Annotated in this window: 14 protein-coding genes; 9 read left to right on the forward strand and 5 right to left on the reverse strand. The window is 42.3% G+C overall.

Annotation, left to right across the window (positions count from 1 at the left end; genetic code table 11):
- Positions 1-97 precede the first annotated feature (97 nt).
- The 3 genes from EA772_RS14050 (at position 98) to EA772_RS14060 (ending at position 1,966) form a co-directional block, all read left to right on the forward strand.
- A complete protein-coding gene (locus EA772_RS14050) occupies positions 98-364 on the forward strand; it encodes an Atu4866 domain-containing protein (RefSeq protein WP_246833935.1) in 267 nt (88 codons plus the stop codon).
- Positions 365-500: 136 nt separating this feature from the next.
- Entirely contained in the window at positions 501-1,253 is a 753-nt protein-coding gene (locus EA772_RS14055; RefSeq protein ID WP_124913760.1) for an SDR family oxidoreductase, read from the forward strand.
- Positions 1,254-1,396: 143 nt separating this feature from the next.
- The gene (locus EA772_RS14060) at positions 1,397-1,966 is read left to right on the forward strand and encodes an ester cyclase (RefSeq protein ID WP_124913761.1); all 570 of its coding nucleotides are present in this window, start codon (positions 1,397-1,399) and stop codon (positions 1,964-1,966) included.
- Positions 1,967-2,410: 444 nt separating this feature from the next.
- Here the strand turns inward: EA772_RS14060 and EA772_RS14065 are convergent, their stop codons facing one another.
- Positions 2,411-2,860: an insulinase family protein gene (locus EA772_RS14065; protein WP_168187556.1), complete on the reverse strand. Its 450-nt coding sequence runs from the start codon at positions 2,858-2,860 to the stop codon at positions 2,411-2,413.
- 99 nt (positions 2,861-2,959) lie between these two features.
- On the opposite strand from EA772_RS14065, the gene EA772_RS14070 reads away from it, so the two are divergent.
- From EA772_RS14070 to EA772_RS14080, 3 genes are read left to right on the forward strand one after another with little or no spacing between them, the layout of a single operon-like run.
- Entirely contained in the window at positions 2,960-4,009 is a 1,050-nt protein-coding gene (locus EA772_RS14070; RefSeq protein WP_124913763.1) for an NAD-dependent epimerase/dehydratase family protein, read from the forward strand.
- On the forward strand, positions 3,997-4,650 hold the full coding sequence (locus EA772_RS14075; protein ID WP_124913764.1) for a Crp/Fnr family transcriptional regulator: 654 nt from the start codon (positions 3,997-3,999) through the stop codon (positions 4,648-4,650). Before EA772_RS14070 ends, EA772_RS14075 begins: the two co-directional genes overlap by 13 nt.
- Positions 4,574-5,389, forward strand: a complete 816-nt coding sequence (locus EA772_RS14080; protein WP_124913765.1) for an SDR family oxidoreductase — start codon at positions 4,574-4,576, stop codon at positions 5,387-5,389. Before EA772_RS14075 ends, EA772_RS14080 begins: the two co-directional genes overlap by 77 nt.
- A gap of 474 nt (positions 5,390-5,863) precedes the next feature.
- Here EA772_RS14080 and istB read toward each other — a convergent pair whose 3' ends face one another.
- Complete coding sequence (istB, locus tag EA772_RS14085; protein WP_124910880.1) at positions 5,864-6,595, reverse strand: IS21-like element helper ATPase IstB; 732 nt, start codon at positions 6,593-6,595, stop codon at positions 5,864-5,866.
- Between the two features lie 11 nt (positions 6,596-6,606).
- Positions 6,607-8,181 carry an IS21 family transposase gene (istA, locus tag EA772_RS14090; protein WP_371683154.1) on the reverse strand — a complete coding sequence of 525 codons (1,575 nt, stop codon included), beginning with the start codon at positions 8,179-8,181 and terminating at the stop codon, positions 6,607-6,609.
- Between istA and EA772_RS22095 the strand changes: the two genes are divergently transcribed.
- The 3 genes from EA772_RS22095 (at position 8,110) to EA772_RS14100 (ending at position 10,771) form a co-directional block, all read left to right on the forward strand.
- Complete coding sequence (locus tag EA772_RS22095) at positions 8,110-8,349, forward strand: hypothetical protein (RefSeq protein WP_168187444.1); 240 nt, start codon at positions 8,110-8,112, stop codon at positions 8,347-8,349. The genes istA and EA772_RS22095 overlap by 72 nt on opposite strands.
- Before the next feature lie 392 nt (positions 8,350-8,741).
- On the forward strand, positions 8,742-9,578 hold the full coding sequence (locus tag EA772_RS14095) for an AraC family transcriptional regulator (RefSeq protein WP_124913766.1): 837 nt from the start codon (positions 8,742-8,744) through the stop codon (positions 9,576-9,578).
- 77 nt (positions 9,579-9,655) lie between these two features.
- The gene (locus EA772_RS14100) at positions 9,656-10,771 is read left to right on the forward strand and encodes an FAD-dependent monooxygenase (RefSeq protein WP_124913767.1); all 1,116 of its coding nucleotides are present in this window, start codon (positions 9,656-9,658) and stop codon (positions 10,769-10,771) included.
- 69 nt (positions 10,772-10,840) lie between these two features.
- On the opposite strand, the gene EA772_RS14105 is transcribed toward EA772_RS14100, so the two are convergent.
- On the reverse strand, positions 10,841-12,658 hold the full coding sequence (locus tag EA772_RS14105; protein WP_246833936.1) for a glycoside hydrolase family 15 protein: 1,818 nt from the start codon (positions 12,656-12,658) through the stop codon (positions 10,841-10,843).
- 206 nt (positions 12,659-12,864) lie between these two features.
- Positions 12,865-13,362: a cupin domain-containing protein gene (locus EA772_RS14110; protein WP_210405038.1), complete on the reverse strand. Its 498-nt coding sequence runs from the start codon at positions 13,360-13,362 to the stop codon at positions 12,865-12,867.
- Positions 13,363-13,533 lie beyond the last annotated feature (171 nt).

The raw sequence follows: 13,533 nt of genomic DNA on the forward strand, positions 1-13,533 counted from the left end.
CAATAAATAAAACGTAAAAAGAAGCTAATGTGAAGGGTTGTTAAATACGATTAAGTCAATCAGCCATTTCCAATTTTATAACTTAATAATGATGACAATGAAAACAATGGAAGAAACAAAAGAATATCTGGGCATGTGGATTACAAGTGACGGTCAGATTCGTCAGGAGCTTCTCTCGGGAAACCGTTATGACGAAGCACGGGGATCCAGAATAAGTGCTTATCAGGGAAGTTACAAGGTTACCGGAAATCATATTGATTATCAGGATGATACCGGTTTCACTGCCGATGGGGAATTCAGGGAGGGAATACTTTTTCACGGTGGTATGATTTTCTACAAGCAGAAAAACAAGGACCATTTCTAGCGCTGGTCTGGTACGGGTGAAAGCCTTTTACATGGCTGTTTTGTCGGACGTGTTTAATGTAACTCTCCAAGTACAGGTTAGCTTGTTCGATCAGGAACTGACGTAGTATCAACTTATAAACTTTAAAGCTAATATCATGAATCATCTTAAAAATAAAGTAGCACTCATCACCGGATCAGCAAGGGGGCTAGGAAGTGCCATCGCAGAACGTTACGCCGCCCTTGGTGCAGATATTGTGATCAATTATTCCAGGGACAAGCAATCGGCAGATCAGGTTTTAACACGGATACATGCGATGGGTGCCCGCGCAATATCAGTTCAGGCAGATATAAGTCGGGTAGAGGATATCAGGAAACTCTTTGCAGAAACCATTAAAGCGTTCGGGAAAATAGACATCGTGGTGGCGAATGCGGGAGTTGAATTGGTAGAGGTACCAGTGTCCGAGTTCACGGAGGAGCAATTTGATCGGGTATTTGCAATCAATACAAAAGGTTCCTATTTTACCATGCAATTAGCTGCCAAACACTTACAGGAAAATGGTAGGATAATCTATATTGCCTCTTCAACCACCTCATTCCCCGTACCTGGAATGGCGGTTTATGGGGGAAGTAAGTCGACGCCGAGATATCTTGTGGATGTATTGTCCAAGGAGATTGGACATAAGGGAATTACCGTAAATTCGATCATTCCATTTGCTGTGGATCATGCCGGAATCTTCTCAGATGGGGACAGCTATCCTGATTTAAGGAAGCAGCTGATTCAAAGTTGCCCCATGGGCAGGCTTGCCAGTGTGGAGGATGTAGCCAACGTTGCTGAATTTTTTGCGAGTGATCTTGCCTCTTTTGTTAATGGACAGCATCATCTGGTAAATGGTGGAGCGATCAACTAGTCACTTTGATTACCTGTCTACACATCTAGATAAAGCTGGTCAAAAGGCCGCTCAATTGAAACAACAAATGAACGCTTTCAAATTCACTACCCTGCTCCGCCTTCATTGCGAACAGGTCTTATTTTTAATTATTCAAAGAAATCATGAAAACACATCATTTACTGGTCGCAATTTTACTCTACGCATTTCTGGGCTGCAAAAACACCAATAAAAAATTAGGGTCGGAGCTACCCGGAGCATTGGATACATCAATTACCGTAGGAAGAGCTAAGAAAAGTACTCAACCTGACACCCTGGCAAAGCGCATGGTCAGGGCAGGGGAGCTTATGATTTCTGGGGAAAATCCTAGGGAGCTTGCTACCTATTTCGACACTGAAAAGTTTCGGTTTCACAGTTCGGACGGTAATGAATATAATTACAGCCAACTCATGCAGTACTTCGAATCATATCGTGCTGCTTTTGACAAGCGATCGATCAAAAGAGGTATAATCATCAAAGAAGGTAATTATATTTCCTGCCAAACCACAATTCAGGGAGATTTTGTGAGGGAATTTGCTAGTTCTCCTATTGGAAAACTATCCCCAAATGGCAGAACGGCTGCATACTCTCTGATCAATATTTTTAGATTTGACGACCAAGGCCGTTTGGTAGAGGAATGGGTACAAGTTGATTATCGAAACTTTTTGAAGGATTTACAGGCAAAATCGAAATAACTTTAAAAACTTGATTCCATACTTTCTTGATCTGCTGAACTATCCTTGGAAAATATTGCCCTATTCAACATGGAGGAAATTCCCGGATAAGCTCATTTATAACCGTCTGATTGCAGGATGAGAGATATTAAAATTAAGGCTTATGATTATTTATTTCATAAGCCTTTTTCATCATACCATTTGCCATGCACTCGATTTTTTTAACTTTACTGGGACAATGCGATCTAAAATTCATATAAATGGTTCGGTTAACTTAAAAATCAGTGGAAGCTTAGCCACAGATCTAGCTTTCAGCACCTGCGCAACCCAATATGAAGAGAGATCCTCTCGGATAATGAATGGATCTTTTCGCATAGAATGTCAAAAAAAACAGCGAGGGCATCAACCACTCGCTGCGCACAAATTAACTAACGAAGAACTGGTATGTTTTGGATCCTGCCGAAATTATTTTTTGATAGCAACCTCAGGAAGCAATACGAACCTAAGCAGATTAGCCCCGCTAAGGTATTTTATGGCTGATTTTCTGACCGTTTCAGCATTTACTGCCTCCAGAAGTTTAGGGTAGGAGTTCATCATGTTGAATTCTTCTCCGTTTTGTAAGCAGTTGGACAGGTAGGTTAACCAATAGCCATTGGTACTTACCGCGGTTTCACGCTGCAAGCGGTCTTCAGCAATGAACTTGTCCACATTGACCTGTGAGGGTCCATCACTTTTTAATTTCTCCACCTCATCCAGTGCCGATGCAATAAGGCGGTCCACATTCTGCGGGGAACAGCCGAAGGAAATTCCCAGAGTATAAACAGGCACTGGATATTTTACACCGGAAATTTTGGCTGAGAGTGTATAAACGCTGCCTTCCTCCTCCAGTAATTTTTTTAAATTCGGTCCATTCACACTGAATTTAAGGAAGGAATCTATAAATAAAATTGATACGAAGGATTTTATTTACCAAATGTTAACTGTAACAGGTTTTTCGTTGATGAACTTTGTATCATGAATTCAACACCTGAACATAAAAGGGTATTACTTACAGGCGTGACAGGATTTCTGGGATCGCATACGGCCATTCAGCTTTTACAGAAGGGATATCACGTCTTGGGTACGCTAAGGGACATGGATAGAGCTGATTCGATCAGAAATACCATTGGCAAGTACACCACGAACAGTGATAATTTAACTTTTGCTGAAGCCGATCTTCTGGACAGAAATATCTGGAGAGAACTAACAAAAAATATGGACTTTGTACAACATATCGCTTCTCCCTTTCCAGCAGGTTTACCAAAAAGTGAAAGTGATCTTCTGCTTCCGGCCAGATCAGGAACATTGGACATTATGGAGGCAGCCACCCTGAACGGGGTTAAACGGATAGTGGTCACTTCCTCCATCGGTGCAATCGCCTACGGAAAATCCTCTCAGGAATTGAAACAGACATTGGATGAAAACAGCTGGACGGATGAAAACAATTTAAAAGATACTACCGCCTACTATCGAAGCAAAACAATAGCGGAAAAGGCCGCATGGGATTATTTGAAGAATAATGATACAGGTCTCGAACTCTCGACCGTTTGTCCCGGAGCGATCCTCGGTCCCATACTGGAGAATGATTTCGGCACATCTGCAAATATCGTCATTTCCTTGCTCAACGGAAGCCTGCCGGCCCTGCCAAAGATCCGATTTGATGTTGTTGACGTTCGGTCGGTAGCAGACCTGTTGATAAGGGTCATGGAGATGCCTAAAGCAGCAGGAAACAGGTATATTGCAGCTTCGGCGCGCATGAGCTTTAAAGACATTGCAATAATGCTTAAACAGACCTATCCCGAAATAAAAATTCCGCGTTATGAGATGCCTGGAATGTTTACCAGACTGCTATCTCTCTTTCAGCCCTTGCTGAAACCCGTGCTGCTTGAAACTGTACAGCGACGTGTTGATTTGAACAAAGCAAAACGGGAATTACAGTGGATGCCCATTTCTGCAGCGCATGCAGTGATATCTTGTGCCGAGAGTGCAATTAAACATAAACTTATCGCATCATGGAAAAACTAAGATCCGCGCTGGCGTTCGGAGGAATCCTTTCGAAGCATGACATTGACCTCATCGCCCCGTTATTTACCTACAAAGAACTGCAGGCTGAGGACTATTTTCAGCCCTTTGATAAAGTCGCCAAAGAGATTGCCTTTGTGGAAAGCGGTGTGCTGCATTTGTTCGGTTCTGACCTGAACGGCAACAGGGTAACCAAATATTTTATCCGGGAAAATCAGTTTTTTGCCAATCTGGAAAGTTATTATGCGACACAGCCCGCGACAGATGCCATCCAGGCGGTCGTAACTACACAATTGTACACCATATCCTTTCGGGTTTTTGAACAACAATATGCCAGGATTCCCAACCTGTACATCTTCCAGAAAACCATTACCGAAGCAACCCTACTGAACAAAATCAAGGATAATGATTTTTTGAATTTTGGCAATGCAAGAATAAAATATGAGGAGTTTTTAAGGCGTTACCCCTCATTGGCGCAACAGGTTCCACAACAGTATATCGCATCATATCTAAAGATTACCCCACAGTCTTTGAGTAGGATCAGAAAAGAGGCAACAAAAAAAAATTATGAAAAAAACAGTATTGATCACAGGGTCTTCAGCCGGTATCGGCAAGGCTACGGCCATTCACTTCGCCGAGCGTAATTTTAATGTTATTGCCACCATGAGAAATCCGGACAAGGGATATGACCTGGCGGCAATGCCAAATATCCATGTCCATCAAATGGACGTGACCGATAGCTCATCCGTTTGCGTCGCCATTGCGTATGGAATCAAAACTTTCGGCAGCATCGATGTTTTGGTGAACAATGCGGGAATAGGTGTGCTCGGCGCTTTTGAGGCCACCGAAGATAAACTCATCCAGGCTCAGTTTGACACCAATGTCTATGGCGTGATGCATACCATCAAATCTATTCTGCCACATTTCAGGTCAAAAAGGGATGGAACGATTATTAATATTTCTTCGGGTGTAGGTATTATACCCATCCCGATGCAAAGTCTTTATGATGCTACAAAATTCACGATCGAAGGCTTTTCCGAATCGCTTTCCTATGAACTGGCCACCTTGGGCATTTCAGTAAAAATTGTTCTCCCAGGGGCGGTTAAAAGTGATTTTTTTAAGTCATTGATCACAGCCGATATATCCGCATATCCCGACTACACAGCATATCAGAACAAGGTGCTGGAAAATGTGAGAAGGTCAAACGAAACCACGGGGGCCGACCCGGCCATGGTCGCTTCGATTATTTTCAGAGCGGCTACCGATGATAAAAAACGTCTTCGTTATATGGCCGGAAAAGACATTTCCCTTTTCTCCAAAATTAGAAGGGTCATTCCCGAAAGTCTCTTCATGCGCCTGGTAAAAAAGAATTTTGAGGGATAGTCAATAGAATATCCAAAATATCCGCAGGTTTTCAAGTGAGGAACATTAGCTGAAAACTATTATATACGGTCCCGGACATCAACATGCCCAAACCATAGTTGACCTTTGCCATCGGCTTGCCAAAACAAATAGCCTTAATTTATAAGGTGGCACTTTGCCACTTTATCTTTCAACGACTGGAGCCCTCAGTACTGTGACTATATTTAAAAGCAAAAAGGAATGTAAATGAAGGCTTTTATTTGCGGCTACAATCCATACGGCTACGCCTGCGCAAGCCAGAATGCACTGATCCCCCTCCATCAGAAACGAACTTTGTTTAAAAGCATTAATTGTTAGTTTGTTAGTGATTTGGCGGAAAGGTGATTATTCCGAACAAAGTACACCACATTCCGAGGCATAGTGCACCAGTTTGGTTCTGGCTTTAGCACTAACTTTTAACCATATCACTTTTGGACAAAGCGATATTCTGTAAACTTAATGATTTTTTTTATTTCTCATGGATTTGCCCGTGAGTGCAATTCTGTGAGCAGATGCTGACAGCCTGTCCATAATTGCATCTGCAAGTGTAGGTTCATCTATAAAGTTGTACCAGTTATCTACTGGCAGCTGTGAGGTTATTATTGTCGCACCGTTGCCATATCTATCCTCCAGAATATCAAGTATTGCAATCCTGGCATCATTGCTCAGGGGCTTAAGCCCGAAGTCGTCTAATATCAGTAGCCTATTTGAGGATATCCCCTTAATCCATCGGAGGTAAGTTCCATCGAGCCTTGCCTGGGCAAGAGCATCCAGAAACTTATTCATACTGAAATATAGCGTACGGAATCCAAGTAGGCAGGAACTGCGTCCCAGTGCACAGGCAAGGAAACTTTTGCCGCACCCGGTAGCGCCGGTAATAAGCACATTTTCACCACGTTCAATGAAAGTGCCGTCCGAGAGTCTTAGTACCTGTTCGCGGGTAATGCCACGCTCGGAAGTACAGAGTATATCTTCGGGAAGGGCATGATATCTAAGTTTACTGTACCTGAGATATTTTTCTGTTCTTGCATACTCGCGGTACTCGATTTCTGCCTGGATAAGCATAGCGAGCATTGAATGTGGGTCCTGGATTTCGTGTATTGGCAATTGTAGCGTTGCCTCATAGCGCCTTGCCATTCCGCCCAGCCTTAGGCTTTTCATCTGGTCTACTGTGTTCTGTGTATTCATATTGATCTTTATTAGTTGGTTTTGTATGCTTCAGCTCCTCGCACGTTCTGGTGTAGCGGTGTCCTGTATTCTTTCTGTTCTATTTCCTCGACCATGTCCATATTGTTGTCAAGAATGTTTTTTATCACAGTATATTTAAACCTGTGTCCGGTGAGTGCTCTTTTGCAGGCAGCTTCCATTCTTGCCGCCCCGTAGGCTTTCAAGAGCCGCATCAGTCCGGCGCAGCCAGCATATGATTGATGGATGACGGGATTGCTCTGCATCAGCTTTTGAATAAAGTCATAAGTGTTCTGACCTGCTTTTTCAGCCTGTTTCAGATAATATTCAGGATCCCATCCCTTTTCATCCGAAAAGGATTGGTGAGCTTCAGGCATATGTTCCCTTACGGTTGTGAAATGGTGTTTTCTGAAACTCCGGACATGTATGGCAATCCGGGTGCAATTATGGAAGATTTCAACGCTGTCCATACAATATGAAATCCTGACCTCCTTGCCGATATATCTGAAGGGAACGCTGTAATAGTGCCAGTCTTCACCTACGACGACATGATAGTTCTTCTGAACTTTTGCCCTGGTGTAGTGCTGGATAGAGAATGATGTTTCTGGAAGTGGTTGCAAAAGTGCAGACTCATTATTGTGGAATAGCTCATAGCGGCTGAAACTTTTGCGTTGAAAACTAAGCTGGTGGTGTTCATTAAGCTTAATTCTGATTGCCTCATTCAATTCCTTGAGACTGTAGAAGGTCTGGTTCCTAAGTTTGGCATAGATGCGCATATAGGCTATCCTCACAAAGTTCTCTATGCTTGGTTTATCCTTTGGCTTATACGGGCGTGCAGCAAAGAGCGCAATCTTATTATGGTTAGCCCATTGCTCCAGCATCTCGGTAAAGACAGGTTCATACTTTGAGCTTTTGGATACCCATTGCCTCATATTATCCGATTTTACCCCTTTGGGCACACCACCGATATAGATGAGTGCTTTGTTCAGTGCCGATACAACCTGAGGCAACTTTGCATCTACAAGTGCTTCCACGTAACCGTAACCGCTAAAGGGAAGAATGGCAAGAAACACCGGACAGCTAACCAGTTCTCCTGTAGAAGTATCCAGATAATGCAGTGGCGCACCGGCAAAATCAACCTGCATCATCTCAGCTGGCTTATGCTCAAAATGCATAACGGCCTTCGAGGCCCGGTTATGTTCCTGCAGCAGATCACAGAATCTGGAATACTGGAACCCTTCCGGATAATTGGTAATATACTCTTCCCACAGCAATAACCTGGTTACGCCTTCTTTGGTGGCGAGCTGTTCATTGTGATATTCTAAATGTTCAAGAAAATGAACCCGCCTGGGGTCAGCATCCTCCATTACCTCTTCGTTTATAAGGCCAAGAATCTCATCGATGTCCCTATCAGAGAGCTTTAGCAAGCCACCAAAAGTCAAACCTGTCGATCTGAACTTTTCGAGGTAACTCGCGATGGTACGCCTGTTGACCCTGACCTCTTTTTCTATTTTCCGTTGGGAGACACCCTGATCCAGGAAAATGAGTATCTGTCTAATCTTATTCATGCTGAGCAGTTTGTTCGCCATATCTACAGGGGTAAGCTTGATGCTTACCAAACCTATATAATTGGCGGGTTAAACTATGCCCAATTGCGTAATATGGTTAAATATAATGGTGCAGTATGTGTCGGAATGGCAGAGAAAAATAATCCTGAAATGAACCAAAAATGGCGCACTTTGCCTCGGAATATTTAATTAGCTCAAACAAAAACTGGTGTACTTTGGCTCGGAATGACTGGTGTACTATGCCTCGGAATGGGTGGTGTAGTATGGGTCGGAATATCCAAAAGGAGCTTAACAGATTAGTTTACCCAATAGAAGGCTGAATTTTGACCTTCTGTAGCTATTAATCAGTCAAAAGATTGCAAACATCTTCATACCTTGAGTCTATTATGTTGGAGTAGGGTTCATAGTGTTTTCAGCTTTACCATCAATTTTTATTTACCAATTGGTCCGGCAAGTAAGACCTTTTAAAAAAGTGCTTTAAACCTGAGGTTTGCTCGGTAGCGATTTTAATGTACTTTTGTACTAGACTTGTGTTGCGATATCATATGCGGAAAAACAAAAATAAGATACCAATCAATACAATGGGAGATATGCTTAATCTTGGTATTTCCATTGATAGAAACAATATTAAAGAGTCTTATTTTGCAACTATACAACAAGCTCAAGATGCTGCCCAGGCGCATCGGGATGAGGGCTATACTTTCCATATCTTGGAAAAAGGTAATGTTGAAATTGAAATTGATTTCAAGACCTATAAGGTTTCAGCTCCGGCAGTTGTGTATCTGCATCCGGATCAGGTACATAGAGTATTGCATATCGATGATATCATTGTCAGCTCTTTGTCCATAAATAGTGAAAACCTAAATACGGAATACCTCAATATACTTGAGGAGTTCAATACTACAGCTCCATTTTTATTGGAAAAACATGCTTTCTTGGTTATTTCGAGTAGCTTTGCTCTTTGTTTGAATTTCTACGGAGAAAGAAGCAATAAACTATTTTACCCATTACTACGGGACAGCTGTAATGCCTTGATTGCCTATCTACTGTCGCAATTTCTAAATGTAGCCAGACCCGATGAGGCTTTTTCACGATTTGAAAAAGTGACCAAAGCTTTCAGAAAGCTGCTAGAAAAAAATTACATCAACCTAAAACGCCCAAACCAATATGCTTCGCTACTGCATGTTTCTACACCATATCTAAACGACTGCATAAAGAGTAGTACAGGTTATTCCGTTTCTTACCTGATTCAAGAGAGAATTATTTTAGAAGCCAAAAGATTACTTTACCATACCGATAATTCGGTAAAGGAAATTGCCTTTTCCCTTGGATATGCTGATTATCCTTATTTTTCGAGACTGTTCTCCAAGGTAACCGGGATTTCTCCAATAACGTTCAGGAACAAAAACCACTATTAATCCAATACTTGCGTTGATTTGTCATTTTTTCAAAGTCTGAAGAAAATGAACTTTGCTCCTTATCGTTAATAAAAAAAATGGAATCAAATAAAAAAGTGCTGATATCAGGAGCGAGTTTTGCTGGTCTTACCATGGCCTATTGGATGAATAAAATAGGTTACCACGTTACAGTCGTGGAGATTGGCCCTGAACTGAAAAAAGGAGGCACACCAGTTGATATCAAAGGCATGACAGTGGAGATCGTAAAACGAATGGGCCTTTTCGAAGAGATCAAAAAATTGAGTATCGGGCCAGAAAAATGGGAGTTTAAAAATTCAAATGATCAGACAGGCTTCAGCTTAGTATTAAGGCAGCCAGGGGAAGAATTGTCCGATGATGAATTTGAAATAGAAAGAGATTCTTTGCTCAATATGATCTATGCGCAGATAGAAACCGATGCAGTACTGAAGTTTAATACAAGCATTATTGCACTCAATGAAACTCAGGATTATATTGAAGCGTTTTTTACGGACGGTTCTAAGGATGATTACGCTTTTGTTTTTGGATGCGATGGAATACATTCATCAGTTCGGAAAATCTGGTTTGGACAGGAATATGAATTTGCTCATTTCATGGGGCAATATTTTTCGATAGCTGTTGTGGATAAACTGCTGGTTGATAACGGCACCTATCAAATGTACTCAGAGCCTGATAAAGGAGCAGCTCTTTATGCCCATAACAACAAGACGGATGTTATTTTCACTTTCAGGACCAAAAACGAAATTAGCTATGATTTTCGTAAGCAAGATCAATCAAAAGAAATTGTATCCCTTCAAATGAAAGGCATGGGCTGGCGAACTGCCGAGCTTCGAAATGAATTGTTGAATTCTGCATCATTTTATTTTGATAAATTCTGTCAGATAAAAATGCAATCCTGGACAAAAGGCAGAGTCGCTTTAGTTGGCGACGCAGGTTATTGTGCCTCTCCAGCAGCAGGAATGGGCGGATCGTTGGCGATTATTGGAGCGACTGCTTTAGCTGATGCGTTTATCATTTTTCAAGAGGATTATCATTCAGCATTTCATTCATATAACACAGGTTTGCGGCCGCTTATCGAAAAAATACAGGCAGAGGCTGTGCAGACGTTAGATAAATTATTACCAAAGGATGAACAGGAGGTGAAGGAAATGTGGGTAAATGGGATTTCTTTCTAAATGTTATTCAATTCTATCAACTTAGTTTTTATTAAAAAACATCCATCTTTGAAAACCAAGCATCATCACTTACCGTTTTTGTCTGCCTATTTGCTTATTGAGCTCAACAGCCGCACTGATCAGGGCAAGATGAGTAAATGCCTGGGGAAAATTGCCCAGGTGTTCGCCCCGCTTACCCAGCTCCTCCGAAAATAAGGTAAGGTGATTGGCATAGCCGATCATTTTCTCAAAATGCTCTGTTGCGAGTTCAACTTCGCCGCTTTTTGCCAATGCTTCGATATACCAGAACGAACACATGTTGAATGTACCTTCTTCGCCCTCCAGTCCGTCAAACTTATGCTCGGTGTTACGATATCGGTAAACAAGTACATCCTGCAAAAGATTTTTCTTGACGGCCTCCATGGTACTTAACCATCGTGGTTCCAGTGGAGCAATAAAATGGGTGAGTGGCATAAGCAAAACACTGGCATCGATCTGTGCTCCGCCTTTATATTGTACCCAGGCCTTCAGATCCTCGTTCCAGAAATCGTGATAGATATCCTGGTAAATATCACTCCTGACCTGATGCCATTCCGCCTTGGGAAAGGGGAATGAACGATGTTCGGCTATTTTGATTGCCCTGTCCATCGCAACCCAGCACATCAATCTGCTGTGCAAAAAAGATTTTTTCTCATTGCGGATTTCCCAAATCCCATGGTCGGGTTTGTCCCAGTTGCTTATAACAGTTAGAACCTGCTTTTCTATTAAAGTCCAAAATTCAAAAGTAATTGGCCGGCAGGACTTGTTATAAATGTATATCGTATCAATCAGTTCACCATAGATGTCAAGCTGAAACTGTTCCGCCGCAGCATTTCCTATTCTTACGGGTTTTGACTGCTGATAGCCTTCGAATTGTGGTGCGACTTCTTCTTTAACCTCAGGACTGCCGTCTATACGGTACACGAGTTGAAGATCTATTTCTTTACACAGACCGTGTAGCCAACCCATGAAGTTCTCAGCCTCCTGCGTATAGCCTAATGTCAAGAAAGCATACATCGTGAAGGCGGCATCCCTGATCCAGGTAAACCGGTAATCCCAGTTTCGGTCCCCGCCCAAGGTTTCTGGTAACCCAAAAGTCGCTGCAGCAACCACCGAGCCATATTTTATGGAGGTTAACAATTTCAGGGTGATCGCAGAGCGGGTAATCAGTTCCCCGTAACGTCCATCGTATGTGGTTGTGTTTACCCAGTTCCTCCAGTAGGATGTCGTTTGATGGTATGCGTTTGCCTTGTACCATTCGAGATCACAAATCGGTTCATGATTCGATAGTTTGAGAACGATTGTTGCCGATTGACCCTCGTCGAGCGTAAAGTCTGCACATCCGGCAAGATCCTTGATCCGAAGCGGCACATCCGCAATCAGTTTAAGATTTTGGGAAAGACTGCTGCAGATAAAGCTGATTTCGTTATCTGTTTTGCTTGAGCTGTGCTGTTCCTTCATGTAACCGAATCGTGGTTCGCAAGTCATAGCAAAGCGGATTGTCCCTCGGATAGTTTTAATTTTTCGGACAACAGCGCCATCGGTAGCCGCTGTTGATATCGGCATATAATCCGTGAGTTCGGCAATTCCCGATTCTGCAAAGTATCTGGTCAATAGTATTGCCGTTCCCGGTAAATAAAGCTGTTTGGTCTGATAGTCCTCCAGCTCAGGTATAACAGCGAAATAGCCGCCATTTTCTGAATCCAGCAATGATGCAAACAGCGTTGGCGAATCAAAGTCCGGAGCGCACATAAAATCGATCGAACCTTCTTTTGATACCAGAGCAGTCGTCTGCAGATTACCAATAATACCATAGTTTTCAATGGGCTGTTGAGGTCTTTTTGAATGGCTCATGTCGTCTTCTTCCAAGGTACTAGATAAATCATTTCCTATGTCGTTTTGTTTGTCTCAAAAGATCATACTTCTAAAAACTTGTCTTAAGGGCAAGTTTTTATGAGGAAGCACTGGGAGCTGCAGCGTTGAAGGCGTGCTTATTCAAGCTTCATCCTATACCTTTGATCATGAGGATATGTGGTTTGAATTGGTTACCGAAAATATTATTGCAAGCTCCCTGATTACAACGATCTGCAGAGTTTCATGAGCAGTTCCCGGTGTTCAGGGAACTCATTGATCAGTAATTGCTTATCTCCCATTTCAAATTCCGAAAACTCAAAGCCAGGGGCTACCGCGCAGCTGGTCAGCGAAAATCCGGCTCCTCCCGGAATTTCAGCAGCAAACCAGCTATCAGGTGGTATAATGACCTGCAAGCTTCCGCTGTCTGAGTCACTGAGCTCAATGCACTGATAGATACCCTGGGGGTTGATCACATGTATAAAAATGGGCTCGCCTTTATGGAAATACCATAATTCATCTGACTTCAGCCGATGGAAGGCAGAAAAATCATTGTCCGAAATCAGATAATAAATTGAGGTGCAAGCCTTTCTGCTCTCACTTTCCCGATAAATTTCGTTTCCGGATCTGAATATCTCCTTATAGTATCCCCCCTCAGGATGGGGCTGAAGGTCCAACTTCTTGATCCAATAGTCTGCATTCTGATTCATATAATCTGACATAATTTGGCTGGGAATTCGCGATTTGGTTATCGCATTTTAAAATATGGTTGAATAAGCTAAAATTAAAAAAAGATACCGAACAAAATCATCTGATCAGGTCCTTCTGTTATGACCCACTGAAGACTGTTTGCCTTTTTCAGAAAACATTTAGCAAGTAGTGATAAAAATATA

Origin of the sequence: Pedobacter sp. G11 (assembly GCF_003860265.1) — a bacterium.
Classification (GTDB): Bacteria; Bacteroidota; Bacteroidia; order Sphingobacteriales; family Sphingobacteriaceae; genus Pedobacter; species Pedobacter agri.

What these genes read in the sequence shown, in the direction of transcription:
- EA772_RS14100 (WP_124913767.1), top strand. Translation starts at nt 9,656, where the DNA reads ATGGAATCAAATAAAAAAGTGCTGATATCAGGAGCGAGTTTTGCTGGT.
- EA772_RS14075 (WP_124913764.1), top strand. Translation starts at nt 3,997, where the DNA reads ATGGAAAAACTAAGATCCGCGCTGGCGTTCGGAGGAATCCTTTCGAAG.
- EA772_RS14095 (WP_124913766.1), top strand. Translation starts at nt 8,742, where the DNA reads ATGGGAGATATGCTTAATCTTGGTATTTCCATTGATAGAAACAATATT.
- EA772_RS14060 (WP_124913761.1), top strand. Translation starts at nt 1,397, where the DNA reads ATGAAAACACATCATTTACTGGTCGCAATTTTACTCTACGCATTTCTG.
- EA772_RS14050 (WP_246833935.1), top strand. Translation starts at nt 98, where the DNA reads ATGAAAACAATGGAAGAAACAAAAGAATATCTGGGCATGTGGATTACA.
- istB (WP_124910880.1), bottom strand. Translation starts at nt 6,595, where the DNA reads ATGAATACACAGAACACAGTAGACCAGATGAAAAGCCTAAGGCTGGGC.
- EA772_RS14055 (WP_124913760.1), top strand. Translation starts at nt 501, where the DNA reads ATGAATCATCTTAAAAATAAAGTAGCACTCATCACCGGATCAGCAAGG.
- EA772_RS14080 (WP_124913765.1), top strand. Translation starts at nt 4,574, where the DNA reads ATGAAAAAAACAGTATTGATCACAGGGTCTTCAGCCGGTATCGGCAAG.
- istA (WP_371683154.1), bottom strand. Translation starts at nt 8,181, where the DNA reads ATGGCGAACAAACTGCTCAGCATGAATAAGATTAGACAGATACTCATT.
- EA772_RS14070 (WP_124913763.1), top strand. Translation starts at nt 2,960, where the DNA reads ATGAATTCAACACCTGAACATAAAAGGGTATTACTTACAGGCGTGACA.
- EA772_RS14110 (WP_210405038.1), bottom strand. Translation starts at nt 13,362, where the DNA reads ATGTCAGATTATATGAATCAGAATGCAGACTATTGGATCAAGAAGTTG.